At 63.8% G+C, this 23,890-nt stretch carries 26 protein-coding genes and 1 tRNA gene; 17 read left to right on the top strand and 10 right to left on the bottom strand.

The features are described from left to right. Positions 1-36: 36 nt before the first annotated feature. Positions 37-795, bottom strand: a complete 759-nt coding sequence (locus ACSYDV_RS04445; RefSeq protein ID WP_438322531.1) for an SDR family NAD(P)-dependent oxidoreductase — start codon at positions 793-795, stop codon at positions 37-39. Positions 796-929: 134 nt separating this feature from the next. Between ACSYDV_RS04445 and ACSYDV_RS04450 the strand changes: the two genes are divergently transcribed. Then, on the top strand, positions 930-2,468 hold the full coding sequence (locus ACSYDV_RS04450) for an acyl-CoA synthetase (RefSeq protein WP_438322532.1): 1,539 nt from the start codon (positions 930-932) through the stop codon (positions 2,466-2,468). Positions 2,469-2,579: 111 nt separating this feature from the next. On the opposite strand, the gene ACSYDV_RS04455 is transcribed toward ACSYDV_RS04450, so the two are convergent. The 6 genes from ACSYDV_RS04455 to ACSYDV_RS04480 all read right to left on the bottom strand — a co-directional run bounded on the left by ACSYDV_RS04455 (position 2,580) and on the right by ACSYDV_RS04480 (position 6,848). Beyond that, positions 2,580-3,659, bottom strand: coding sequence for a sensor histidine kinase (locus ACSYDV_RS04455; RefSeq protein ID WP_438322839.1), 1,080 nt, complete (start codon positions 3,657-3,659; stop codon positions 2,580-2,582). Beyond that, positions 3,656-4,102, bottom strand: a complete 447-nt coding sequence (locus tag ACSYDV_RS04460) for a response regulator (RefSeq protein WP_438322533.1) — start codon at positions 4,100-4,102, stop codon at positions 3,656-3,658. Before ACSYDV_RS04460 ends, ACSYDV_RS04455 begins: the two co-directional genes overlap by 4 nt. Further along, on the bottom strand, positions 4,095-5,597 hold the full coding sequence (locus tag ACSYDV_RS04465; RefSeq protein ID WP_438322534.1) for a sensor histidine kinase: 1,503 nt from the start codon (positions 5,595-5,597) through the stop codon (positions 4,095-4,097). Before ACSYDV_RS04465 ends, ACSYDV_RS04460 begins: the two co-directional genes overlap by 8 nt. An 87-nt stretch (positions 5,598-5,684) precedes the next feature. Continuing rightward, positions 5,685-5,900, bottom strand: a complete 216-nt coding sequence (locus ACSYDV_RS04470; RefSeq protein WP_438322535.1) for a hypothetical protein — start codon at positions 5,898-5,900, stop codon at positions 5,685-5,687. Between the two features lie 120 nt (positions 5,901-6,020). Beyond that, a complete protein-coding gene (locus ACSYDV_RS04475) occupies positions 6,021-6,434 on the bottom strand; it encodes a hypothetical protein (RefSeq protein WP_438322536.1) in 414 nt (137 codons plus the stop codon). A gap of 340 nt (positions 6,435-6,774) precedes the next feature. After that, a tRNA-Gln gene (locus tag ACSYDV_RS04480) sits at positions 6,775-6,848 on the bottom strand. Positions 6,849-7,019: 171 nt separating this feature from the next. On the opposite strand from ACSYDV_RS04480, the gene ACSYDV_RS04485 reads away from it, so the two are divergent. Continuing rightward, entirely contained in the window at positions 7,020-8,318 is a 1,299-nt protein-coding gene (locus tag ACSYDV_RS04485; RefSeq protein WP_438322537.1) for an FAD-dependent oxidoreductase, read from the top strand. Between the two features lie 7 nt (positions 8,319-8,325). Continuing rightward, positions 8,326-8,736, top strand: coding sequence for a DoxX family protein (locus ACSYDV_RS04490; RefSeq protein WP_438322538.1), 411 nt, complete (start codon positions 8,326-8,328; stop codon positions 8,734-8,736). Here the strand turns inward: ACSYDV_RS04490 and ACSYDV_RS04495 are convergent, their stop codons facing one another. Beyond that, entirely contained in the window at positions 8,737-10,011 is a 1,275-nt protein-coding gene (locus ACSYDV_RS04495) for a dipeptidase (RefSeq protein WP_438322539.1), read from the bottom strand. It abuts the gene before it with no gap. Positions 10,012-10,098: 87 nt separating this feature from the next. Between ACSYDV_RS04495 and ACSYDV_RS04500 the strand changes: the two genes are divergently transcribed. Genes ACSYDV_RS04500 through ACSYDV_RS04515 form a run of 4 tightly spaced genes read left to right on the top strand, consistent with a single transcriptional unit; the run spans position 10,099 to position 13,141 of the window. Continuing rightward, on the top strand, positions 10,099-11,277 hold the full coding sequence (locus ACSYDV_RS04500; protein ID WP_438322540.1) for an acyl-CoA dehydrogenase family protein: 1,179 nt from the start codon (positions 10,099-10,101) through the stop codon (positions 11,275-11,277). Then, positions 11,274-12,479 carry a M20 metallopeptidase family protein gene (locus tag ACSYDV_RS04505; protein ID WP_438322541.1) on the top strand — a complete coding sequence of 402 codons (1,206 nt, stop codon included), beginning with the start codon at positions 11,274-11,276 and terminating at the stop codon, positions 12,477-12,479. The genes ACSYDV_RS04500 and ACSYDV_RS04505 overlap by 4 nt, the downstream gene beginning before the upstream one ends. Continuing rightward, complete coding sequence (locus ACSYDV_RS04510; RefSeq protein ID WP_438322542.1) at positions 12,476-12,721, top strand: GlsB/YeaQ/YmgE family stress response membrane protein; 246 nt, start codon at positions 12,476-12,478, stop codon at positions 12,719-12,721. The genes ACSYDV_RS04505 and ACSYDV_RS04510 overlap by 4 nt, the downstream gene beginning before the upstream one ends. A gap of 36 nt (positions 12,722-12,757) precedes the next feature. Beyond that, entirely contained in the window at positions 12,758-13,141 is a 384-nt protein-coding gene (locus ACSYDV_RS04515; protein ID WP_438322543.1) for a GxxExxY protein, read from the top strand. A gap of 52 nt (positions 13,142-13,193) precedes the next feature. On the opposite strand, the gene nadB is transcribed toward ACSYDV_RS04515, so the two are convergent. Further along, positions 13,194-14,780 (bottom strand): L-aspartate oxidase, encoded by a 1,587-nt coding sequence (gene nadB / locus ACSYDV_RS04520; RefSeq protein WP_438322544.1) that lies wholly within the window; start codon positions 14,778-14,780, stop codon positions 13,194-13,196. A gap of 109 nt (positions 14,781-14,889) precedes the next feature. After that, complete coding sequence (locus ACSYDV_RS04525) at positions 14,890-15,810, bottom strand: ABC transporter ATP-binding protein (protein ID WP_438322545.1); 921 nt, start codon at positions 15,808-15,810, stop codon at positions 14,890-14,892. 118 nt (positions 15,811-15,928) lie between these two features. Here ACSYDV_RS04525 and ACSYDV_RS04530 point away from each other — a divergent pair, with 118 nt between their 5' ends. From ACSYDV_RS04530 to ACSYDV_RS04575, 10 genes are all read left to right on the top strand, one after another. Continuing rightward, the gene (locus tag ACSYDV_RS04530) at positions 15,929-16,126 is read left to right on the top strand and encodes a zinc-finger domain-containing protein (RefSeq protein WP_088472458.1); all 198 of its coding nucleotides are present in this window, start codon (positions 15,929-15,931) and stop codon (positions 16,124-16,126) included. An 84-nt stretch (positions 16,127-16,210) separates the two neighbouring features. Beyond that, positions 16,211-17,653 (top strand): metalloprotease TldD, encoded by a 1,443-nt coding sequence (tldD, locus tag ACSYDV_RS04535; protein ID WP_438322546.1) that lies wholly within the window; start codon positions 16,211-16,213, stop codon positions 17,651-17,653. 284 nt (positions 17,654-17,937) lie between these two features. Then, positions 17,938-19,149 (top strand): hypothetical protein, encoded by a 1,212-nt coding sequence (locus ACSYDV_RS04540; RefSeq protein ID WP_438322547.1) that lies wholly within the window; start codon positions 17,938-17,940, stop codon positions 19,147-19,149. Between the two features lie 90 nt (positions 19,150-19,239). Continuing rightward, on the top strand, positions 19,240-19,641 hold the full coding sequence (locus tag ACSYDV_RS04545; RefSeq protein ID WP_438322548.1) for a hypothetical protein: 402 nt from the start codon (positions 19,240-19,242) through the stop codon (positions 19,639-19,641). A gap of 2 nt (positions 19,642-19,643) precedes the next feature. Continuing rightward, entirely contained in the window at positions 19,644-20,225 is a 582-nt protein-coding gene (locus ACSYDV_RS04550) for a DUF924 family protein (protein WP_438322549.1), read from the top strand. A 35-nt stretch (positions 20,226-20,260) separates the two neighbouring features. Next, positions 20,261-20,824, top strand: a complete 564-nt coding sequence (locus ACSYDV_RS04555; protein ID WP_438322550.1) for a pyridoxamine 5'-phosphate oxidase family protein — start codon at positions 20,261-20,263, stop codon at positions 20,822-20,824. Further along, positions 20,824-21,069 carry a putative signal transducing protein gene (locus ACSYDV_RS04560; protein ID WP_438322551.1) on the top strand — a complete coding sequence of 82 codons (246 nt, stop codon included), beginning with the start codon at positions 20,824-20,826 and terminating at the stop codon, positions 21,067-21,069. The genes ACSYDV_RS04555 and ACSYDV_RS04560 overlap by 1 nt, the downstream gene beginning before the upstream one ends. Before the next feature lie 4 nt (positions 21,070-21,073). Beyond that, a complete protein-coding gene (locus ACSYDV_RS04565) occupies positions 21,074-21,772 on the top strand; it encodes an endonuclease/exonuclease/phosphatase family protein (RefSeq protein ID WP_438322840.1) in 699 nt (232 codons plus the stop codon). A gap of 216 nt (positions 21,773-21,988) precedes the next feature. Continuing rightward, positions 21,989-22,327, top strand: coding sequence for a P-II family nitrogen regulator (locus ACSYDV_RS04570; protein WP_438322552.1), 339 nt, complete (start codon positions 21,989-21,991; stop codon positions 22,325-22,327). A 17-nt stretch (positions 22,328-22,344) separates the two neighbouring features. Further along, positions 22,345-23,691: an ammonium transporter gene (locus ACSYDV_RS04575; protein ID WP_438322553.1), complete on the top strand. Its 1,347-nt coding sequence runs from the start codon at positions 22,345-22,347 to the stop codon at positions 23,689-23,691. Positions 23,692-23,890 lie beyond the last annotated feature (199 nt).

Raw genomic sequence — 23,890 nt, forward strand, 5'->3', positions numbered from 1 at the left:
GGCATCGCCGCAGCCCTTTCCGGCGCCACCGCTGATCTAAAGCAGCGAATATCCGCCATCGACGACAAGCTCGGTGCCGGTCATGAAGCGAGAGGCATCGGAGGCCAGAAAGAGAACGGCGCCCGCCACATCACCCGTGTTGGCCCATCGCCCCATCGGGAAACCCGTGGCGACAAACGCCTTGGCCGCCTCCATGTCGGGGAATCGCCCCGCCGCGACCGCGGGTTCGAGGCCACTCAGGCCAAGCGCCGTCTCGACGGGACCGGGGTGGACACTGTTCACGCGAATGCCCGAACCACTGCGGGCGAATTCAACCGCCACACCCTTCGTCATCAGGCGCACCGCCCCTTTGCTCGCCGAATAGGCCGCATGCATCGGGCCCGCCAGCTGACCGTAAATCGACGACAGATTAATGATCGAGCCGCTGCCCCCCGTCATCAACGGCGCCGCCTTCTGCATCCCGATCCAGACACTCTCGACATTGATGCGCAGAACACGCCGCAAATCGTCCAGGCTCGTGTCGAGAAATGGCTTGTTGAGAATAATGCCAGCATTGTTGACCAGAATGTCGAGACGCCCTTCCCTCGCCTCGATGTCAGCCAGGACCGTGTCCCAATCATCTTCGCTCGTTACGTCATGTCGAAGCATGGCGCCGCGGGCGCTTCCTTGCGCAGCAGGAGCTATATCGCTCGTAACGACCGCAGCGCCGTGCCGCTCCAGCGTGTCTGCAACGTCGCGGCCGATTCCCGTCGCAGCCCCAGTAACGAGCGCGACCTTTCCGTCCAGATTTAACATTTCTCTCTCCCATCGCGGACCGATCCGACTTCCATGGCCCTTATTGTTGACATGGTACAATATATGTAACACATAACATGAAATTCGAGCAACCGGCAACACGCCGAACAAGCGAATGTCGAGGAGAGGTCGGGATGCATCCCAGTCACCATGCCCGGGCAAATCCGGACAAACCTGCCTATATTATGGCGACCTCGGGCATCAGCGTCGATTACCGGACGCTCGACGAACGGTCGAACCAACTTGCCCATTTCTGGCGCTCGCAGGGCTATGCGGCGGGCAACACGATCGCCATTGTGATGGAGAACAATGAGTGGTTCTTCCCTGTGATCTGGGCCGCCCAGCGCTCGGGTCTCTATTATGCCTGCCTCTCGCACACCCTGTCTGGGCCGGACCTCGCCTATATCCTGCAGGACAGCGGCGCCCGCTGCGTCATCGGGTCGCGCAAAACCCTGCCGCTCATCATGGCCGCCCGCGCAGAAGGCGCCAATATTCCGGCCTTCACGGTTGATCAGGGCGAGGAACAAGCGCCGGACCTTGTCTCAGCGGCCGCCGCATGTCCCACGACGCCTGTTGCCGATGAATGCGCTGGCACCGATATGCTCTATTCGTCGGGGACGACGGGACGCCCCAAAGGCATCCGCCGTCCGTTCACGCCCGATCTGCCGATCGCGGGCGAGACCCCCTTGACCCCGATGGCGCGCACCCGGTTCAAGATGGGCGAGGACAGTGTCTATCTTTCGCCCGCCCCGCTCTATCATGCGGGCCCGCTCCGCTGGGCGATGATGGTTCATCGGCTTGGCGGTACGGTCGTGGTCATGGAGCGCTTCGACGCTGAGCAGGCGCTGGCCCTGATCGAACGCCACCGCATCACCGCATCGCAATGGGTTCCCACCCACTTCGTACGGATGCTCCAGCTTCCGGATGATAGGCGGCTTGCTTATGACGTATCGTCTATGCGCGCCGCATTCCACGCCGCCGCCCCCTGCCCGATACCGGTGAAAGAAGCCATGATGGCGTGGTGGGGTCCCATCATCCACGAGTACTATGGGGGCACCGAAAACAATGGCTTGACCCTGATCGGCCCCGAGGAATGGATGGAGCGCAAGGGATCGGTGGGGAAGGCCGTGATTGGCACCATCCGCATCTGTGACGATGAAGGCGAGCCACTCCCTGCAAATGCCGAAGGTGGAGTTTATTTCGAGGGGGGGCCGACGTTCGCCTACCATAATGACGAAGCGAAGACGCGCTCCTCAACCAATGCCAAAGGCTGGACCACGCTGGGCGACATCGGAAGGCTTGACGCGGACGGGTATCTTTATCTCACCGACCGGAAAAGCTTCATGATCATTTCCGGCGGGGTTAACATCTATCCTCAAGAGATCGAGAATGCGCTCGCCCTTCACCCGAAGGTACGCGATGTCGCAGTGATCGGAGCGCCCGATCCCGACATGGGAGAGCGCGTCGTTGCCGTCATCGAATTGCGCGATTCCGCTGATGCAAGCGACGCACTGAAGGCCGATCTCACCGTATATCTGCGCGAGCGCCTCGGAGGCCTGAAAACCCCGCGCCAGATCGATTTTATCGATGCCTTGCCTCGTGAGCCAACGGGAAAGCTATTCAAACGCTTGCTGCGGGATCGCTATAGGGCAGAAACCATCCTTCGAGCTTGAACCAAGTCTTACTCCACGCAGTCGGGTCAACGATGGCCGGTTAGGGACTGTCCGCTTTCATGCGCCGAATGTGCAATAGGAGGCGTTTCTGCGATTTGGACCGGCTGGAAGCTAGCTGTCCGTCTTCATCTCGCCAGATCGAAGCTCGATCAAGATCGATGCCCGAGTTCCGGGGTGCTGTCTCGACGCATCCAGATGGGCATATCCCAATACGGCTTTATGCGTCCGCGCGAGCGCCTCGATAAGACGGGTTCCAAGACCCGTGCCGCGGGCGACGCCGTCAGTCGGTATCCCTGCACCATCATCTTCTACGGCCAGCTCGATGGTCGAGGTGCTCGTCCGCCGAAGAATTATTCGAACCTCACCAGCTTCACCCGACTGATAGGCGTATTTGCACGCGTTGCTGACCCATTCATTCGCGATCATGCCAAGGGCCACCGCTTTGTCGGTCGCAATCCGCAGCGGCTCGGCCGATACCGACACAAGCCGTTCACCCGGACCGTTCGACCAGGTTTCTGAGAGATCGCGCGCGAGGCCAGACAGATAGTCATCCATCGCGACAAACTCGACATCGTTCGTCGTGTACAGGCGACGATTGACCTGCGCGACCGTTGCGATTCGCTGCTGCGTCTTCTGGAGGGCTTCCCGGGCGCCAGGATCGGATAGGGATTTAGACTGCAGCGCAACGAACGACATCACCATCTGGAGATTGTTCGCAACCCGGTGGTTCACTTCCTTGAGAAGAGCTTCAAGCCGAGCGTTGCTTGCGCGCAGCTCGGCTTCGGCCTCCTCGCGGGCGCGGCGCAACTGCGCGCGCTCGAGCACCTGCTCGAAACTCGATGCCAGAAGATTGAAGAAATCCTCGCCGACCGACTTCACGACATAATCGTCAGCGCCCGACTTCAGCGCCGCCACCGCGATGCGGCTTTCTTCCGAGCCCGTAACATAAACGACCGGTGGACAGGCTGGCAGCGAACGAAGCCCTTCCAGTGTCGCGAGACCATCCTGCCCGGGCATATAGTGGTCGACCGCGATCAAGTCGAACGCCGTGGCCTTGGCCATCTCGACACCTTCGACACCGCTCGCCGCCAGACTGACGTCGTAGCCCTTGCGGCAAAGCGCGCGCGAGGCAAGCCGACGCATCCCCTCGTCGTCGTCGATATAGAGAATGTGGGTCAGCTGCGTTCTCAGGCCGGATCGGGATCGGGGACCTGGATCACCGACAGGAAGAGGCCAAGCTGGCGGATCGCATCGGCGAAGTTTTCGTAATTCACGGGCTTAGTGATGTACACGTTACAGCCAAGATCGTAGCAGCGCTGGATCTCTACCTTGTCATCGGTGGTGGTCAGCACCACTACGGGCGTCCGGCGCAGCGGGCTGTTGTCGGCCTTGAGCTTCGCCAGAATATCCGTCCCGCTCATGTCAGGAAGGTTGAGATCGAGCAACACGAGCGCCGGCCCATTTCGCACCGGGCCATCGGCGGCGTCATACAGGAATTCGAGCGCCGAGGTGCCATCGAGGAAATGATGGATCGTGTTCGAAATGCCCGCGCGGCGGATGTTCTTCTCGATAAGGCGCGCGTGCCCCTCGTCATCCTCGATCATCACGATATTGACGGACTTCTGGTCAGGCATTCTCTTCTCCGCTTTGCCAAACGAGTGGCAGGATCAGCCGGAAGGTGGACCCCACACCTGGTTCGGACTGGATTTCGATATTTCCGCCCAGGCGATAGGCAAGCGCACGGGCATGTGCAAGACCGATGCCCTCGCCCTGCTGATCCTGCACGCCCGATCGGCGGAAGAGGTCGAACACGCGTTCATGATCGCGCGGCTCGATGCCGCGGCCATTGTCGATGACCGACACCCATGCACGCCCGAGATCGGTACCGCCGGTCACGCGAATAATCCCTTCGCGTCCCGGCTGGAGATATTTCAGGGCATTCTCGACAAGGTTCGACAAGATTTGCTCGACCGCGACACGATCGTTCACGACGACCGGAAGCTCGTCGACCGTGACTGCGGTGCCTGTCTCGTCGATCCGATGCTGCAAACTCCCGACAATCGCGCGCACGACACCGCCAAGATCGAGCGATTCAGGCGCGAGCGTCCGCCTGCCCTGACGGGAGAGGTTTAGGATGGCATTGATCAACCGGTCCATCTTCTGCGTCGAAGTGCGAATGAAGCCGATCGATTCCGGCAGATCCTCCTCGATCGCGAGGCGCGTCGCCGCATCGGGCGCCTGCCAGCCCTCGGCGTTTCCTCTTTCGATATATCCGGCGATCGCCTTGCGCGCGGTCTCGAGCTCGGCGGTAAACCCCATGACATTGACGAGTGGCGAGCGCAGATCGTGCGACACGATATAGGCGAAGCGCTGGATCTCCGTATTGGCGCGCTTGAGTTCGCCGGTTCGGGCGTCAACCAGTTCCTCGAGCCCTTCGTTGAGGCGCCGAAGCTCTATTCTCGAGCTGCGCAGCTCTACAAGATTGCGCCGCACAAGAAACAGGGTCGCCCCCGCCACCACGATCAGGAGGATAGCCGTTCCGATCAGGGTCATTGTGAAAAGGCGCTGCGTGCGTTGCTGCCGCTTTTCCCGTTCGCGAAGCAGGGCGAGTTCATCCGCGACCATCGCTTCCACGACATCGCGTGACGCACGTATCTCGAGAACGCCCCGGTCGGTCGCGAAGCCATCGATCAGTGACTGCCGGCCGGCGGCGCTGAGGCCGAGCGTTTCCCGATAATGGGCAGCGTACGCATCAAGGTGCCCGCGCAAGGCTCGAACGCGCGCCTGCTGCTCCGGATTGTCGCTGATCAGCTTTTCCAGCGAAGCCAGTTGCCCACGCGAGCGCGCCTCCGCCTCATCCATGATCTTCGCAAAGGCTGGTTTCTGCGTAAGAATGAAGCCGCGGCGCGCTGTTTCCAAACGTTCGGCCGCGCTCGCGAAGGATCCCAGGCTCGCCTCGACCGCGAGCGTGTGCGCGACCATTTGCGCATCAGCCTCATTCTGACGCTGGACGTAAAAGGCGGCGGCCGCCGCGGCGAGCAGGGCCGCAAAGCCAACCGACAACAAAATGATGATGAGCCGGCTTGCGCGCGTGTCGCTCCCCAAGGCCGATATCCTGGCCGATTCCATGTCAACGCCCCTCGGCCAGATCCAAATCAGCCCAGTGAATGCCCGCGACGGAAACGCGTCGCAAGCCGAGATTCATGTGAGCGAGCCCTAGACGCCACGCCCCCGGGCGCACTCACATAGATCAAGATACGGGAAGTCGCACCAACGAGCGCGCACGGGAACCTTGGCGCCGCTCGACAGATCGACAGCGCCGCGCTGCCTCGCGCTTACCGCGCCGTCTAGCTTCTTCAGTGCGGCGAACGCTTCGATCGGCTTGATATCCGTGACCGGCATGGTGGCAATCGGCTTCAACTGCTCTGGCATAGGTAGAGACGCCTATGGCGGTTCTACCTATGCCAGACATCTCTCTGGCGCTGGCTGTCCACGGACCAATTCCTGCTGGATCTGGCCGTGCGCCACCCCGTCCCGTTCGCGGGCCGCTGATCAGAAGTTGAGCCGAATCCCGCCGTTGACCGTGAAGGCGCGGAAACCAGACCCGTCGTCGATATTGCCAGCGAGGAAGGCCGACACACGCCCACCGCGCGCATGGCCCATGATGCCCGCCGAATAGCGCCGTGCATCGTCCCAGGTCTCCGTAGTGAGCGAGAAGTTCGTTGCCGGGGCGCCGAAGGTAAAGTTCCCAGCATCATCACGGGACCAGTTCTTCATCCAAGCGGCACTGGCAAAGGGTTCGATCAGGATCTGGTCGGCATTGCCGCCGCGGTAGGACAGACGCAGCCCCGCCTGGCCCACGTTGGTCTTGTCGCCCCCAGGCGAATAGAAGCTGGTGGCGTCGATCGGGAGATCATCGATCGATCTGGGATAGCCGATGGCGACGGGACCACGTTGATCGCGCACAAGGCAGAAAAGGGCCACGTCACCGGTTTATTGATGATAAGCCAGTTTGCCGCTCGGCACAAAGCGCTGCCCGCGGCTATCTTCTCTAGAATCGGCGCGTCGAATCCTGGCCGGTTTCGGGCATGCACCACCCATATCCAACGACTGAGATCAGCAATGGTGCTTTTTCAGCGCCCACGGAAAGCCAATCCCTTGGAATTTCCGCTTTGGAGAAGCTCGAAGCCTTTTCGAGGGCATCGGCGATCCCGCTGGCTATCCGAGCATCCAACCGATTGTGCGAACTGCCAGATCCGAACATTGGAGGAAATTGAATATAATTCAATTACTTACCAAAAAATTCTGGATGCCCCGCGAGGATTCGAACCTCGATAGGCGGTATCAGAAACCGCAGTCTTACCATTAGACGACAGGGCAGCAGAGGCGGGCCAAATATGATTGCGCGGGCGTGCTGTCAAGGCCGCTGAGACAAGATGTGCCCACGGCGCATCAGCGGCCTTGCTCTCATCCATTTCGCCGCTAGCATCGGGCGCAATGATAAAAGGGGGACTGCGCGCCGCGCAGGACACCCCGCAAGGAGGTGGGTTGATGCGTCATGTCGCCATCGTCGGGTCTGGCCCTGCGGGATATTATACCGCCGAAACATTGCAAAAAGCGGACGATATCGCCGTCGATGTCATCGATCGCCTGCCCGTGCCCTATGGCCTGATTCGCACCGGGGTCGCCCCCGACCACCAATCGATCAAGGCGGTATCGCGCCGTTATGAAGGTACGGCACTGACCGACAATGTCCGCTTCGTCGGCCATGTTTCGGTCGGCACCGATGTGACGATCGACGAACTGGTCGATCTGTACGATGCGGTGATCCTGGCGACGGGCGCGCCGAACGACCGGCCGCTCGATATCCCCGGCGCCGACCTGCCCGGGGTGATCGGCAGCGCCGCTTTCGTCGGCTGGTACAATGGCCATCCCGATTTCGCGGATCTCGATCCGCCGCTCGATGCCGCCGGAGTCGCGGTGATCGGCAACGGCAATGTCGCGCTCGACGTCGCGCGCATCCTTGCCAAGACGCCTGCCGAATTTGCGGGCAGCGACATCGTCGCCCACGCCCGCGACGCTTTGTCGGGAAGCGCGGTGCGCCACATCCACATCCTCGGCCGGCGCGGTCCGCACCAGATTGCGATGACGCCGAAGGAACTCGGCGAACTCGGCCATCTCGAACGCGCCAGTCCGCGCGTCGACCCCGCCGACCTGCCGCCCGAGGGCGACGACGCGCTGCTCGAACCCGGAATGCGCAAATCCGTGACGCATTTGCGCGGCTTCGCCGCCAATCCGGTCGCGAAGCCGGTGACGATCGACTTCGATTTCTTCGCGATGCCGGTCGCGATCGAGGGCGCCGACGAAGGCCGGGTTCAGCGTATCATCGTCGAAAAGACGACGCTCGACGCCGAACTGCGCTCGATCCCGACCGGCGAGACCTATGCGATCGAGGCGGGACTGGTGATCAGCTGCATCGGATATCAGACCCCGCCGATCCCCGGCGTGCCCTATGAGCATGGCCGCGGGCGCTTCGCTAACACCGACGGACGCATCCTGCCCGGCCTCTATTGCGTCGGCTGGGCGCGGCGCGGTCCGTCGGGGACGATCGGCACCAACAAGCCCGACGGCGCGCGGATCGGTGAGATGGTGATGGAAGATATCGGCCGCGGCGCGGCCAAGGCGGGGCGACCGGGACTCGACGCGCTGCTCGCCAGCCGCAATGTCACCCCGGTGACCTTCCGCGACTGGCGCCGCATCGAGGAAGCCGAAATTGCTGCGGCGATCGACGGAAATCCGCGCGAGAAATTCGTGACGATCGAGGCGATGCTCGAAGCCATCGGGCGGTGATCGCCCGGTGAACCCCTCTCACTGGCGCACCGGCCTCCGCTGGCTGCTCGCGCTTGCCTATGGCTATGCCGGCTATCGCCACCTCGCGACGCCCGAACCCTTTCTCGCTATCACCCCGCCATGGGTTCCCATGCCCGGCGCCGTCGTCATGGCGACGGGAATGGCCGAGATCGCGGGCGCGGCCGGGCTGATCATCCCCGCGACGCGCAAGGCGGCGGGCTGGGGCCTCGCCCTCTATGCGCTTTGCGTCTGGCCCGCCAACTTTCACCATGCGTTCGCCGGAATCGCGATCGGCGGCGAAACGCTCGGCTGGTGGTATCACGCGCCGCGCCTCGCCGCGCAGCCGCTGATCATCTGGTGGGCGTTGTGGGCCAGCGGCGCGGCGGAGTGGCCGTTCTGCCGCCCCCGATCGACCTGATCAAAAGGGCGCTGCCGGGGTCTCTATCGGCGGCTGCCCCTTCTGGCTCGCCGCATAGGCCTCGACCGCCTTCAGCACGCGCAGCATATTGCCGCTTGCGATTTTCTCCAGCTCGGCCTGGGTATAGCCGCGCCGCGCCAGCTCGACGAACAGCGCCGGATAGCCGGACACATCCTCCATCCCGGCCGGTCCCGACGGCATGCCGTCATAGTCGCCGCCCAGTCCGATATGATCGACGCCGATCGTTTTGCGGATATGGTCGATATGGTCGGCGATCTTGCCAATCTGTGCCAGCGGCGCCGGATTGGCCCGCTCCCATGCCTTCAGCTTCGCATCGACCGCTGCCGGGTCGCCCGGATAAAGCGCCTTCAGCCGCGCCTGCTCGCCCGTCCGTGCGGCGCCGCGCGCCATCACATCGGCGTCGATAAAGGCGGGCAGGAAGACCACCATGATAATGCCATTGTTCGCCTTGACCAGCGGCAGCACGCTGTCGGGGACGTTGCGCGCATAATCATGGATCGCGCGCACCCCCGAATGGCTGAACATCACCGGGGCCTTCGACGTTTCGAGCGCGTCCTTCATCGTCGCTTCGCTGACATGGCTGAGGTCGACGGCCATCCCGATCCGGTTCATCTCACGAACCACCTGCCGCCCGAAATCGGTGAGCCCGTTGTGCGCCGGGGCATCGGTCGCCGAATCCGCCCACGGCACATTCTTGCCGTGGGTCAGCGTCATATAACGCACGCCGAGGTCATACATGTCGCGCAGCACGGCGAGCGAGGAACCGATCGAATGACCGCCCTCGATCCCCAGCATGCCCGCGACCTTGCCCGCCTTCATCTGCGCTTCGAGTTCGGCCGAGTTGCGGGCGAACGACATATCGGCGGGATAACGCGCGATCAGCCGCTTTGCGACGTCGATCTGTTCCAGCGTCTGCTGGATCGCCTGCGGCTCATTGCTGTTCGACGGCACATAGACCGACCAGAATTGCGCCCCGACGCGCCCCTTGCGCAGCCGCTTGATATCGGTGTGCATCCCCATATCAGGCGGCGAGGCATCGGGCTTGGCGGTGAAGGTCGTATCGTGGAAATCGAAATCATTGATGACATTGTCGACCTCGCCGCGCAGCGCGCCGGGTACGTCATTATGCCCGTCGAACACCGGTGCGCGCTTGAGCGCCGCCTCGGCAATCGCCTCGGGCGATTTTTGCGCGGCGGCGGGGGCCGAAAAAAGGGCGAGAGCGGCAATGCCGGCGAGCAGGTGCGACGTTTTCATGACCCGACCTTAAATGCTTGAGCAAATGGTGCAAGGCCAGCGCGCGACCGACTTGACGTTCACGTAAACTCCGCGCAGCATCGCCGCATGACAGCTTTTGACGACTGGCGCGCACGCTCTCCCTTTTACGACGAAACCCATGAAGCGCTGGCGCAAAGCGTCCGCCGCTTCGTCGCACGCGAGATCGCGCCGCACATCGACCGGTGGGAGGCCGAGGGCGAATTGCCCCGCGACCTCCACAAAAAAGCGGCGGAAGCGGGAATCCTCGGCCTGCGCTATCCCGAGGAATATGGCGGCCATTCGGAAGGCTTCGACAATTTCCACGGGCTGGTGCTGACCGAGGAACTGGCGGCGGTCGGCGCGGGCGGCCTCGGCGCCTCGCTGATGACCCACGGTATCGGCCTGCCCCCCGTGCTCGCGCTCGGCTCCGACGAACTCAAACGGCGCATCGCCCCGCCCGTCCTCGCGGGCGACAGGATCATCGCGCTGGGGATCACCGAGGCCGGGGGCGGCAGCGACGTCGCCAACCTCAAGACGACGGCGGTCCTCGATGGCGATGCCTATGTCGTCAATGGCGGCAAGATGTTCATCACCAGCGGCATGCGCGCCGACTGGCTGACCTGCGCGGTGCGCACCGGCGGCCCCGGCGCGGCGGGCATCTCGCTGCTGCTGATCTACATGGACGCGCCCGGAGTCGAACGCACAAGGCTCGACAAGATGGGCTGGCGGTGCAGCGATACCGCCGCGATCCACTTCAGCGACGTCCGCGTCCCCGCCGCAAACCTCATCGGACCCGAGAACGGCGGCTTCATCGGCATCATGCGCAATTTCAACAGCGAGCGGCTCGGCATGGCGATGGGCTGCTGCGCCTATGCCCGCGTCGCGATGGCCGAGGCCGCCGAATGGGCGCAAAACCGCGAAACCTTCGGCAAGCCGCTCGTCGGCCACCAGTCGATCCGCATCAAGCTCGCCGACATGGAACGCCAGATCGAGGCGACGCAGGCATGGGTCGATCTCGCCGCATGGCAGGTCAAAACCGGCTGCGCCCGCCCCGCCGACTTTGCGATGCTCAAGGTACAGGCGACCCGCATGCTCGAAGCCGTCGCGCGCGAGGCAGCGCAAGTGCTGGGCGGCGCATCCTATATCACCGGCAGCAAGGTCGAACGCATCTACCGCGAAGTCCGCGTGAATGCCATTGGGGGAGGCAGCGAGGAAATCATGCTCGATCTGGCCGGGCGGCAGTTGTTTGGAGGTGCAAAGCGATGAACGAGATTACCCACAGCTGGCCCGCTGAGGCCGAAACCCTCCTCTCCGACCTCGTCGATCTTCGCCGCGCGATTCACCGCGAGCCTGAACTCGGGCTGCAAAACCCAAAGACGCTGGCGAAAATCAAACATGCCCTCGCAGGACTCCCGCTCGAGTTTCGCGAGGGGCCGTCGACCACCGGGCTCGTCGCGATCCTGCGCGGTCCCGCCAACGGGCGCACCGTCTTGCTGCGCGGCGACATGGATGCATTGCCCCTGCTCGAGGATACCGGGCTCGACTTCACCTCCGAAACCACCGGCGCGATGCACGCGTGCGGACATGACACCCATGTCGCGATGCTTGTCGGCGCGGCGAAATTGCTGTGCGCTGCCCGCGACCGCCTGCCCGGCACGGTGATGTTCATGTTCCAGCCGGGCGAGGAAGGCCATCACGGCGCGCGCTTCATGCTCGATGACGGGCTGATCGATCCGCTGCCCGACGCCGCCTTCGCGCTCCACATCATGCCCAATGCGCCGCACGGGATTTTCGCCGGGCGCGCGGGGCCGCTGCTCGCGTCGTCCGACGTCCTCTCGATCACCGTCAAGGGCGCCGGGGGACATGCGTCCATGCCGCAGGACAGCATCGACCCGATCCCCGTCGCCTGTTCGATCGTCACCGCGATCCAGACGATGGTGACGCGCCGCATCTCGGTCTTCGACCCCGCCGTCGTCACGATTGCGAAGATCGCGGCGGGCACGACGAACAATATCATCCCCGAAACCGCCGAGATGCTCGGCACGATCCGCACCCTGTCGCCCGAACGCCGCGCGATGGTCGCGCGCGAGCTCAAGCGGCTCGCCCCCGCGATCGCGGAGGCGCATGGCTGCACCGCCGAAGTGACGATCGAGGAGGGTTTCCCGGTCACCATCTGCGACACCCGCGCCGCCACCTTCGGCCAGCGCGTCGTCGAGGAGACCTTCGGCGAGGAAGCCTGGCTGACGATGGAGCATCCGGTCATGGGGGCTGAGGATTTCGCTTATGTGCTGGAAAAAGTCCCCGGCGCGATGTTCTGGCTCGGCGCCAGCGAACAGGGCAGCGACTGGCGCACCTGCTGCGGCCTGCACTCGAACCGCATGGTCCTCGACGAAAAGGTCATGGCGCGCGGCGCAGCCTTGCACGCGGCGCTGGCCGAACGATTTTTGAACGAAGGATTCACCGTATGATCAACATCATCGGCGCCATCATCTCGGGCCTGATCATCGGCGCGCTGGCGCGCTTCTTCTACCCAGGCGCAGTCGATATGGGCTGGATCGCAACGATCCTGCTCGGCGTCGGCGGCTCGCTGCTCGCGGGCTTCGCAACCTCGCGCGGCCGCGGCGACTTCCACCGCGCCGGCTGCCTCGCCTCGGTGATCGGCGCGATCGTGCTGATCCTTGCGGGACGACTGCTCGGGATCGGCAGCTAACGAAGAAATATCTCACGCGAAGGCGCGAAGGCGGCGTTGGACATTGAGGAACTTGCCAGCGTCGTCATCGATTGCGGTTTTCACCTGCACAAGAACCTCGGCCCCGGCTTGCTGGAATCGGTCTATGAAGCGATCATGGCCGATCAACTGGCGCGGCGTGGTTTGTCCGTCCGGCGGCAGGCAGCCATTCCCGTCAGATATGACGGCGTCGAACTGGCGGAAGGCTTTCGGGCCGATCTGCTGATCGAAGGCATATTGCTAGTCGAATTGAAATCGGTGGAACGGCTGTCGCCGCTCCACGGCAAGCAGGTCCTCACCTATCTTCGATTGCTCGACATGCCCCTGGGGCTACTCATCAACTTTGGCGGCGAAACCTTCAAGGAAGGGATCAAGCGCGTCGTCAACAATCACCGAAACTAAAAAATCTTCTTTGCGCCTTCGCGCCTTTGCGTGAGATTTTTCCAGAACGGCCTCACGGCACCAGCACCGTATCGACCGCCTCCGGCAGCATATCGGGATAATCGAGCGTATAGTGCAGCCCGCGGCTTTCCTTGCGGTGGAGTGCGCTGCGGACGATCAGTTCGGCGCATTGGAGGAGGTTGCGCAGCTCGATCAGGTCGGTCGTGACGCGGAAATGGCCGTAATAATCCTCGACCTCGTGCGTCAGCATGTTGATCCGGTGCTGCGCGCGCTCCAGCCGTTTGGTGGTGCGCACGATGCCGACATAATTCCACATGAAGCGGCGGATCTCGGTCCAGTTCTGCTTGATCACCACCTCTTCGTCCGAATCGGTGACTCGACTCGCGTCCCATGGGCGGATCGCCGGCGGCGCCTCCAGCTGGTCCCAGCGCGCGACAATATCCTTCGCCGCCGCCTCGCCAAAGACGAAGCATTCGAGCAACGAGTTGGACGCAAGGCGGTTGGCGCCGTGCAGCCCGCTCTCGGTGCATTCGCCCGCCGCATAAAGCCCCGGCAGGTCGGTGCGCCCGTCGCGGTCGATCAATATGCCACCGCACGTATAATGCTGCGCGGGGACGACCGGGATCGGCCCTTTCGTCATATCGATGCCCAGCGTCAGCAGCTTTTCGTGGATGTTCGGGAAATGCGCCGCGACGAATTCGGGGTCCTTGTCGCTGATGTCGAGGTGGACATAGTCGAGCCCCGACCGCTTGATCTGATCGTCGTTCGCGCGCGCGACAACGTCGCGCGGTGCCAGTTCGGCGCGCGGGTCGTAATCGGGCATATAGCGGTGGCCGGTCACCGGATGCTTCAATATCCCGCCCTCGCCGCGCACCGCCTCGGTGATCAGGAAATTCTTGACCTCCAGATTATAGAGGCAGGTCGGGTGGAACTGCATCATTTCCATGTTAGAAACGCGCGCGCCCGCGCGCCACGCCATCGCGATGCCGTCGCCGGTCGCGCCGCGCGGCGCAGTCGAAAATTGATAGACGCGCCCCGCCCCGCCGCTCGCGAGGATCGTCGCGCGGCCGACATGCGCGCGCACCTTGCCGGTCTTTTCGTCGAGCGCGTAAACGCCCCACACGCGCCCCGACCCCGAATAGCGTTCTTCGTGCCGCCCGGTGATCAGGTCGATGCACGTCTGCCCCGGCAACAGCGTGATATTCGGATGCGCCTCGGCGGTCTTCAAGAGCGCCGCCTGCACCGCCCAGCCGGTCGCGTCGTCGACATGGACGATGCGGCGGTGCGAATGCCCGCCCTCGCGCGTCAGGTGCAGCGCCTCGGCTTCCTTGTTGAAGGGCACCCCCATCTCGATCAGCCGCTCGATCGCATGCGGGGCATTTTCGACGACGAACTCGACCGTCTCGCGCCGGTTGAGCCCCGCGCCCGCGACCATCGTGTCGTCGATATGATTTTCGAACGTGTCGCCCGCGTCGAGCACCGCCGCGATCCCGCCCTGCGCCCATGCGGTCGACCCGCCGGTCAGCTCGCCCTTCGCGAGCACCAGCACGCGGCAATGGTCGGCCAGCGCGATGGCTGCGGTGAGACCGGCGGCACCGGAGCCGACGATGATGACGTCGTGGGAGGGGGCCTCGGTCATGCAATCAAACCCCTAATTCCGTTCGTGTCGAGCGAAGTCGAGACACCCATAAGGCGCGCGCTTGCGATGAGCATCTCGACTTCGCTCGATGCGAACGGGGGTGGAGGGCTCATCCCGCCGCCCGCGTCAAATTCAGGAAAACATCTTCCAGATCGGCCTCGCGCGTCGACACGTCGACGATGCCATGCCCCATCGCATTGACCGCGGCGAGCACTTCGCCCGCGTTCATGCGGTCCTTGTTATAATGGATCGCCAACCCGCGCTCGCCTTCGCGCTCGACCTTTTCAAAGGCGGGGTGCGTAGGCAGGTCGGTGATATCGGCATCCAGCGTCACGACGACGATCTTTTCGCGCGCCATATCGACCAGTTCGCGGGTCGGCTTGTTCGCGATCAGTCTGCCATGGTTGATGATCGCGATCCGGTCACACAGCTCCTCGGCCTCTTCCAGATAATGCGTCGTCAGCACCACCGTCACGCCGCGATCGTTGAGTTTCTGGACATAGTCCCAAAGCTGCTGGCGCAGTTCGATATCGACCCCGGCGGTCGGCTCGTCTAGGACGATGATCGGCGGCGAATGGACCATCGCCTTGGCCACCAGCAACCGGCGTTTCATCCCGCCCGACAGGGTGCGGGCATAGGCGTCGCGCTTGTCCGACAGGTGGACGGCGGCGAGCAGTTCGTCCGAAATCCGCTTCGCCTTGGGCACGCCATACAGCCCCGCCTGATTCTCCAGCGTCTCGAAAGGCGTGAAAAACGGGTCGAAGACGATTTCCTGGGGCACGATGCCGATCGAATATTTGGCGTTGCGCGGATCGGCGTCGATGTCGAAGCCCCAGATGCTCGCCGATCCAGCCGTCTTGTTAACGAGCCCCGCCAGGATGTTGATCAGCGTCGACTTGCCCGCGCCATTGGGGCCGAGCAGCCCGAAAATCTGGCCGCGCGGCACGTCGAAACTGACATTGTCGAGCGCCTGTTTGCCGCCGGCATAAAGTTTGGAGACGGCGTCGATGCGGATAGCGGCTTCGGTCATGGCGCCTTCCATAGCTGCGCACTGGCGGGCGCGAAAGGGGCTCATCGGACAAGCCTTTCTTTATCCGGATCGCACACCCGATTGCCGAGGCATCGCGGGCTTGCTATGGGCGCGAGCGATGACACAGCCCGCCCCCGAAACCATCCGCACGCCCAAGACCCGCATTGCCTGCGACGGCACCGGCGACGGCCTCGCCGACGCCGCGCTCGGCCATCCGCGCGTGTGGCTGGAAATCGACACCGACGAAGGCTTTGCCGACTGCGGCTATTGCGATCGCCGCTTCATCCTCATCGGCGGGATCGCCGACAAAGCCTGAATTTGGCAAGGCGCGCCTTGGGCGCGCCAATCTATCTCGGACAGGCCCTTTGCGCGAACGCGCCGTCGTGCCTATATCGGCGGCATGACAAGCCCCACCGATCCCCGCCGCTTCCTCTATCGCGCCGACGCGCTCGATCCCGATCTTGCGCAGACGCTCGCGCGTGAGGCGCTCGCCAAGGCCGACGACGGCGAACTCTATCTGCAATATGCCGCAACCGAGAGCTTCGGTTTCGACGACGGACGGCTGAAGACCGCCGATTATTCGACCGACGCCGGCTTTGGCCTGCGCGCGGTATCGGGCGAGATGACGGGCTTTGCCCATGCCAGCGACATCAGCGCGGGCGCGATCCGCCGCGCGGCCGAGACGCTCGCGCTGCTCGATCCTTCGAATCAGGCGCACGCCGCGCCGCCGCCGCGCACCAACCGCCATCTTTATGACGAGGCGAACCCGCTCGACCTCGTCCCCTTCGCCAAGAAGGTCGCGCTCTGCCAGCAGGTCGATGCCGCCGCCCGCGCGCGCGACCCGCGCGTCGTCCAGGTGTCGGTCAGCCTTGCCGGAAGCTGGTCGGTGATCGAAATCGTCCGCGCCGACGGCTTCCTCGCGACCGACATCCGCCCGCTGGTCCGCCTCAACGTCTCCATCGTGGTCGAGGAAAATGGTCGCCGCGAAACCGGCAGTTTCGGCCTCGGCGGCCGCTATATGTACGATCATCTCTTCGAAGAGGCGCAGTGGAACCGCGCGATCGACGAGGCGCTGGCACAGGCGCTCGTCAATCTCCGCGCGGTCGATGCCCCGGCCGGCGAATTCACCGTATTGCTCGGCCCCGGCTGGCCCGGCGTGCTGCTGCATGAAGCCGTCGGCCACGGGCTCGAAGGCGATTTCAACCGCAAGGGCACCAGCGCTTTCTCGGGCCGCATCGGCGAACGCGTCGCCGCGCCCGGCGTCACCGTGGTCGATGACGGCGCGATGGATAGCCCCGTCGGCGGCGGCCGCCGCGGTTCGCTCAGCATCGACGACGAAGGCACCCCGACCGGCGAAACCATCCTGATCGAGGATGGTATCCTGAAAGGCTATATGCAGGACCGCCTCAACGCCCGCCTGATGGGGGTCGAACCGACCGGCAACGGCCGGCGTGAAAGCTTCGCCCACGCGCCGATGCCGCGGATGACCAACACCTTCATGAAGGGCGGCAACGACGATCCCGCCGAGCTACTGTCGCGCGTCAAGAACGGCATTTTCGCCAAAAGCTTTGGCGGCGGACAGGTCGACATCGTGTCGGGCAAATTCGTCTTCAGCTGCACCGAGGCTTACAAGATCGAGAATGGCAAGCTGGGCGACTCGATCAAGGGCGCGACCCTGATCGGTGACGGCCCCAGCGTGCTCACCAAGGTGATGGGCATCGGCAACGACATGGCCCTCGACGAAGGCATCGGCATCTGCGGCAAGGGCGGCCAGAGCGTCCCCGCCGGCGTCGGGCAGCCGACCCTGCTCGTCGGCGGACTGACGGTGGGCGGCACCGCCTAAACTCCTTCTCCCTTGATGGGAGAAGGATACGCAGCCTTGTCGCGAAGCGACTAGGCGAAGTTGGATGAGGGTGATGGCGCGTCCTTGCGCCGTCACCTCAGACAGGGACAGCACCCCGGACTTGGCCCGGGGCTCGCTCCCTCCCCATCAAGGGGGAGAGTGAAGCCCCATGTGACCCGCCTCACTTGGCGTTCGGCAACTCCGCGCATATACAGCCATCAAACATAAGAAGAATCGGGCCGCATCATCCGCCGGGTTTCGTCCCCGGCAACAGGGAGGATATCATGCGTTCGAGTCTGTATTTCGTGTCGATTGCCGCCGTCGCGGCGGTGCTGGCCGCCGTTCCCGGATCGGCCCAGAAAACCAATGGCCCCAAAGAGCGATATGAAATGGACGTCGCGACCATGTCGGGTTTCGCCGCCATGGCGGGCGGCGGACGCGGCGGCATCGGCGGCGCGATGGGCATGATGTTCGGCGGCGATCCGTCGAGCCGGGTCGCTCATCAACTGCTTCTCCGCCTCGGCTCGAACGACGCCGCCACTGCGCCGCCACCCAAAGGCGATCATTTCTTTCTGCCGCAGGCGAAAATGGGCAAATCGGTCCCGCTGATCTGGGAACAGGGCAAGGAAGAAACCGGAACGACCCCGTTCGAGCGCCCGAAAGGCCGCCTGCTTCTCTATTGGGGCTGCGGCGCAAAGGCTGGCCCCGGCCAGCCGGTGGTGATCGATTTCGCCAAAGTCGCTGCGGGACAGGTGCCCCCGAACCTCTTTTCAAGCGCGGTTCCGGTGATCCGCGAAGTGAGCAAAGCGAACAGCCGCTCCTTTATCGACTGGCCGAACAACAAGGGCGGCAAGCAACCCGGATCGGGATCGTCGCTGATCGGCGCGCACCGCGTCGCGAGCAATATCGGTTCCGACATTAATTTCACGCTGGCGCAGGACTATATGGCCGGACTCAGCGCCTCCAGCGCGGTCCAGGGCGACCAGTCGGTGATGCTCCGCTGGAATTCGGTGCCCAGCGCAACCGGCTATGCCGCCTGGGCGATCGGCGGCATGGATCGCGGCGGCGGCAATGGCGCGGACATGGTGTGGTGGTCGAGCAGTTCGACGCAGCAATTTGGCGGCGGGCTGTGGGACTGGCTGCCCCCCGCAACGGTCGCCAAGCTCGTCACCCAGAAAATCGTGATGCCGCCGTCGCAGACCAGCTGCCAGATCCCGGCCGAGGTCAAAAAGGCATCGGGCGAGATGATGTTCGGCAACCTCAACGCCTTTGGGCCGGAGGTGAATTTCTCCTACCCGCCCAAGCCTGCGGGCAATGCGGTGTGGAATATCGACTGGACCGCGAAAGTCCGTTTCCGTTCGCACACGATGCTGATGATCGGCGCCGATTTCGGCGCGATGAGCGGCGGCGATACGGGTGGGTCCACCCCCGCTCCGGCGAAGAAAAAGAAGTGCAAGGGGCCGCTCGGCATTCCGCTTCCCGACGGCGCCTGCTGATCGGGCGGAGGCCCAGTCAGCCGCGGTTCACGCATGCGGGTGTAAGGCGGGGTCAGAGATAGGGCATTGAGAAACTAGGAGTTGAAGAACATGCGCCCGCTTATCACCGCAACCCTTACCGCCGCCGCGCTGCTCGCGGCGCCGGCCGCCATCGCGCGCGAAAAGCTCGCCCCCGAAGCGCAGCTGGAAAAGCTGCTCGAAGGCCGCGTCGCCGGCGAACCGCAAAAATGCATTTCGCTGTCCGCCACCAACAGCTCGCAGATCATCGACAAGACCGCGATCGTCTATCGCTCGGGCGGCACCCTGTGGGTCAACCGCCCGCGCGGCGGCGCCTCCTCGCTCGACGATGACGATGTGCTGGTGACCAAATTGACCGGCAACCAGCTGTGCAACGTCGATACCGTCGAATTGCACGACCGGATGAGCCATATGTATTCGGGCTTCGTCTCGCTGGGCGATTTCGTTCCCTATCGCCGCGTCAAGGCCGACTGATTTTGTCGGACGAACAAGGCAACACCGGCATCGCTGCGCCGCCCACCGACTGGGCGGCGCAGCTTCTTGCCTTCTGGTTCGGCGCGCACGGTCAGGACGACTGGTATGGCGGCGGTCCCGATTTCGACGACGCGGTGCGCGCGCTCGCGGGCGACTGGCACGCCGCCTTGCGCTCACAACCCGCCGACGTCTTTCTGACCGACCCCGACACCGCGCTTGCGGCAACGATCCTGTTCGATCAGGTGCCGCGCAACATCTTCCGCGGCGATGCCGACGCCTTCGCCACCGACAGCCTTGCCCGCGCCATCGCGCGCAGCATCGTCGAACGGGGCTGGGATCAGGACTGGCCCGACGAGCGGCGCCAGTTCGCCTATCTGCCCTTCGAACATAGCGAAGACATCGCCGACCAGCGCGAATCGCTGCGCCTCTTCGGCCAGCTCGCCGACCCGATGTTCCACGATTACGCCCAAAAGCATTTCGCGATCATCGACCGCTTCGGCCGCTTCCCGCACCGCAACCATGTGCTCGGCCGCACCACGCGCCCCGACGAGGAAGCCGCGGTGGAGGAAGGCAAAAATTGGTGATAGGAACGGCCGAAACCCCAGCGGAGCGTTGCTAGATGGCCGAATTCACCGACACGCTGACCGACAAGCATATAGCCTTCATCGAAAAACAGCCGGTCTATTTCACCGCGACCGCGGCGGCCGACGCGCGCATCAACCTGTCGCCCAAGGGCTATGCCGACAGCTTCAAAATCCTGTCGGACAGTCAGGTCGCCTATCTCGACCTTGGCGGGTCGGGCAATGAAACCCACGCACATCTTGCCGCCGACGGCCGCATCACGATCATGTTCTGCGCCTTCGACCGCAGCGCGCTGATCCTGCGCATCTATGGCCGCGGCCGGCCGGTGTTGCCGCAGGACGATGAGTGGGACGCGCTCACGGCGCATTTCACTTTGATCCCCGGCACCCGCCAGATTTTCGTGATCGACGTCGACAGCGTGCAGACAAGCTGCGGCTGGGGCGTTCCGATGATGGAGCTGCAACACGAACGCGACACGCTGCAAAAATATCACCGCCAGGCCGACCGCACCCTGTGGGTCGAAAAGTTCAAGGGCCGCACGAAAAGCATCGACGGCCTGCCGACGCGCTCGACCGACCGCTTTATCGCGGGCGACGCCTGATGCCGCTCGTCGAACTCATCCGCCTGCCCAATGGCGCCGAGGCCGAGCTGCTGCGCGGACGGATCGAAAGCGCCGGGGTTCACGCCGTCTGCTTCGACGCGGGCATGAACATCGCCGAAAGCGTCGGCATCATGATCCCGGTCCGCATCATGGTCCTCGACGAGGATCTCGACGAAGCGCGGGCCCTGCTCGCGGAATTCGACAATCCGGGGAACGACTGGACGACCGAAGCGCTTGACCGCTGAGACCATGATCAAAGTCGCCAGCTATAATATGCGCAAGGGCATCGGCCTCGATCGCCGCCGCGATCCCGGCCGGGTGCTGTCGGTGCTGCGCGAACTCGATGCCGATATCGTCGCGTTGCAGGAGGCCGACCGCCGCTTCGGCACCCGCGCCAGCGCGATCCCGCCGCACATGTTCGAAGAACATAGCGACTATGTCCCGGTCGATCTGCTGGACGGGCGCCCCTATGCGATCGGCTGGCACGGCAATGCCCTGCTCGTCCGCAAGGGCGCCGTGGTCGAGGAAAGCCATGCGCTCCATCTGCCCACGCTCGAACCGCGCGGCGCCGTCGCCGCGACGGTCCGCATCGGCGACACACGGCTTCGCGTCGTCGGCATGCACCTCGACATTTCGGGGCTGCGCCGCCGCCAGCAGGCGCGCGCGATCCTGAACCATATCGCCGAGGGTGAGGAGCTGCCGACGATTTTGATGGGCGACTGCAACGAATGGCGCAATCGCGGCGGCTGCCTTCATGATTTTGGCGAGCGCCATCACCTCGTCGACACCGGCCACAGCTTTCACAGCCGCCGCCCGGTCGCCAAGCTCGACCGCATCTTCGCCTCGCCCGAGCTTCAGCCGGTCGACGCCGGGGTGCATCAAAGCGCCCTCGCGGCACGGGCATCGGATCATCTTCCGATCTGGGCGCGGTTTCAGACAGCCGAATAAGCGGAGCGGCAACAGGGTGAGCGGCCCCGCGTCGCATCCTCACTACGCCCCGCTGCCTAAATATTAGGCAACCGCCTGCCTCACCTGCCCCCGCGTGCGAAGGGTCGCAGGCCTCTTCGCCCCTATTGCGGCGCAAAACCCAGCCTCCCGCCGCGTCCGCGCAATCTGGCACGGCCGTTGCAGTGCAGCATGATGCAAGTGGCACAAGGGGGCATTATGAAGCTGATCCTGGCGATTATTAAACCGTTCAAGCTCGACGAGGTGCGCGAAGCCCTCACCGGGCTGGGCATCACGGGCATGACCGTGACCGAGGTCAAGGGCTTCGGCCGGCAAAAGGGACAGACCGAAATTTACCGCGGCGCCGAATATGCGACCAACATGGTGCCGAAGGTGAAGATCGAACTTGTTTGCGACGACGGCCTGACGCCGCGTGTCGTCGAAACACTCCAGCAAAGCGCCGGCACCGGGGCGATCGGCGACGGAAAGATTTTCGTCCTCGACGTCGGGCAAGCCGTCCGCATCCGCACCGGCGAGACCGGCGAGGCGGCACTCTGATGACAAAGGGGGACAATATGACGTTCGCAAATAAATTTGCGGCGACCGCCGGGGCCGCCGGCCTTGCGCTGTTCGCCGCGCTGCCCGCCTGGGCTCAGGAAGCCGCAGCGGCGCCCGTGGCAGAGGCCGCACCCGCCGTCGCCAACCCGGGCAATAATGCGTGGATGATGACCGCCACCATGATGGTGCTGCTGATGATCCTGCCCGGCCTCGCGCTCTTTTACGGCGGCCTGACGCGGACCAAGAATATGCTGTCGACGATGACCCAGGTCGGCGCTGCCGCCTGTCTCGCGATGCTGATCTGGGTGGCCTATGGCTATGGCCTCGCTTTCGGGCCCGACGGCAACGCCTTCATCGCCTGGGGCAAATTCTTCCTCGCCGGGGTAACCCCCGATTCGACCGCCGCGACCTTCAGCGACGAAGTGATCAGCGAATATGTGTTCATCAGTTTCCAGATGACCTTTTCCGCCATCACCCTCGCGCTCGTGCTGGGGTCAGTTGTCGAGCGGATGAAATTCGCGGCAACGATGGTGTTCGGCGTCATCTGGCTGACCATCGTCTATTTCCCGATCGCCCATATGGTGTGGGCGGGCGGCGGCCTGTTCTTTGAAATGGGCGCGCTCGATTTCGCGGGCGGCACGGTGGTCCACATCAACGCCGGCGTCTCGGCGCTGGTCGCCTGCCTCATCCTCGGCAAGCGTATCGGCTATCAGAAGGAAATCATGGCGCCGCATTCGCTGACCATGACGATGATCGGCACCGGCCTGCTGTGGGTGGGCTGGTTCGGCTTCAACGCCGGCTCGGCGCTCGAAGCCAATGGTTCGGCAGGCCTCGCGATGATCAACACCTTTGTCGCCACCGCATCGGGGGCGCTGGCCTGGATGCTCGCGGAAAAGCTGAGCGGTCACAAGGCGTCGGCTTTGGGCTTCTGCTCGGGGGTCATCGCCGGCCTCGTCGCCATCACCCCGGCGGCGGGCAACAGCGGACCGCTCGGCGCGATCCTGCTCGGCGCCGCCGCCTCGGTCGTCTGCTTCTATGCGGTGACCAAGATCAAGGCGAAGTTCGGCTATGACGACGCGCTCGACGCCTTTGGCATCCACGGCGTCGGCGGCATCGTCGGCGCGATCGGAACCGCCTTCACGATGCTGACCGCGATCGGCGGTCCGGCTGGCGCCGATTATGACCTCGGCGGTCAGCTCGCCACCCAGCTCCTCGCGGTCGGCATGACGCTCGTGTGGGCCAGCATCGGCACCGTGATCGCCATCTATGCCGCCAAAGCCCTGACCGGGCTGCGGGTCAGCCCCGAAGTCGAACGCGAAGGCCTCGACCTCGGCGAACATGGCGAGCGTGCCTATAATTATTGACGAGACAGGACACCCGCCGCCGCACGTCTCTTCCTTTCAAACGACGGCGACGGGGTCCTACCGGGGTTCCTCCTGCGAACCACTCGGGCCGGAACATATCCTGTTCCGGCCCATTTTTTTGCGCTTTCATGCTGCAAAAATGCTGCGCAAAAACCGAACGCGCCAATCGTGATTTTAGGCCTTTTCATCAGCGCATTAA

This window comes from Sphingopyxis selenitireducens (assembly GCF_051550705.1).
GTDB lineage: Bacteria > Pseudomonadota > Alphaproteobacteria > Sphingomonadales > Sphingomonadaceae > Sphingopyxis.

Bases quoted from the DNA above. Each gene is read 5' to 3' on its own strand.
- ACSYDV_RS04445 (WP_438322531.1), bottom strand. From the start codon at position 795: ATGTTAAATCTGGACGGAAAGGTCGCGCTCGTTACTGGGGCTGCGACG.
- ACSYDV_RS04450 (WP_438322532.1), top strand. From the start codon at position 930: ATGCATCCCAGTCACCATGCCCGGGCAAATCCGGACAAACCTGCCTAT.
- ACSYDV_RS04460 (WP_438322533.1), bottom strand. From the start codon at position 4,102: ATGCCTGACCAGAAGTCCGTCAATATCGTGATGATCGAGGATGACGAG.
- ACSYDV_RS04465 (WP_438322534.1), bottom strand. From the start codon at position 5,597: ATGGAATCGGCCAGGATATCGGCCTTGGGGAGCGACACGCGCGCAAGC.
- ACSYDV_RS04470 (WP_438322535.1), bottom strand. From the start codon at position 5,900: ATGCCAGAGCAGTTGAAGCCGATTGCCACCATGCCGGTCACGGATATC.
- ACSYDV_RS04485 (WP_438322537.1), top strand. From the start codon at position 7,020: ATGCGTCATGTCGCCATCGTCGGGTCTGGCCCTGCGGGATATTATACC.
- ACSYDV_RS04495 (WP_438322539.1), bottom strand. From the start codon at position 10,011: ATGAAAACGTCGCACCTGCTCGCCGGCATTGCCGCTCTCGCCCTTTTT.
- ACSYDV_RS04500 (WP_438322540.1), top strand. From the start codon at position 10,099: ATGACAGCTTTTGACGACTGGCGCGCACGCTCTCCCTTTTACGACGAA.
- ACSYDV_RS04505 (WP_438322541.1), top strand. From the start codon at position 11,274: ATGAACGAGATTACCCACAGCTGGCCCGCTGAGGCCGAAACCCTCCTC.
- ACSYDV_RS04510 (WP_438322542.1), top strand. From the start codon at position 12,476: ATGATCAACATCATCGGCGCCATCATCTCGGGCCTGATCATCGGCGCG.
- nadB (WP_438322544.1), bottom strand. From the start codon at position 14,780: ATGACCGAGGCCCCCTCCCACGACGTCATCATCGTCGGCTCCGGTGCC.
- ACSYDV_RS04525 (WP_438322545.1), bottom strand. From the start codon at position 15,810: ATGACCGAAGCCGCTATCCGCATCGACGCCGTCTCCAAACTTTATGCC.
- ACSYDV_RS04530 (WP_088472458.1), top strand. From the start codon at position 15,929: ATGACACAGCCCGCCCCCGAAACCATCCGCACGCCCAAGACCCGCATT.
- tldD (WP_438322546.1), top strand. From the start codon at position 16,211: ATGACAAGCCCCACCGATCCCCGCCGCTTCCTCTATCGCGCCGACGCG.
- ACSYDV_RS04540 (WP_438322547.1), top strand. From the start codon at position 17,938: ATGCGTTCGAGTCTGTATTTCGTGTCGATTGCCGCCGTCGCGGCGGTG.
- ACSYDV_RS04545 (WP_438322548.1), top strand. From the start codon at position 19,240: ATGCGCCCGCTTATCACCGCAACCCTTACCGCCGCCGCGCTGCTCGCG.
- ACSYDV_RS04555 (WP_438322550.1), top strand. From the start codon at position 20,261: ATGGCCGAATTCACCGACACGCTGACCGACAAGCATATAGCCTTCATC.
- ACSYDV_RS04560 (WP_438322551.1), top strand. From the start codon at position 20,824: ATGCCGCTCGTCGAACTCATCCGCCTGCCCAATGGCGCCGAGGCCGAG.
- ACSYDV_RS04565 (WP_438322840.1), top strand. From the start codon at position 21,074: ATGATCAAAGTCGCCAGCTATAATATGCGCAAGGGCATCGGCCTCGAT.
- ACSYDV_RS04570 (WP_438322552.1), top strand. From the start codon at position 21,989: ATGAAGCTGATCCTGGCGATTATTAAACCGTTCAAGCTCGACGAGGTG.
- ACSYDV_RS04575 (WP_438322553.1), top strand. From the start codon at position 22,345: ATGACGTTCGCAAATAAATTTGCGGCGACCGCCGGGGCCGCCGGCCTT.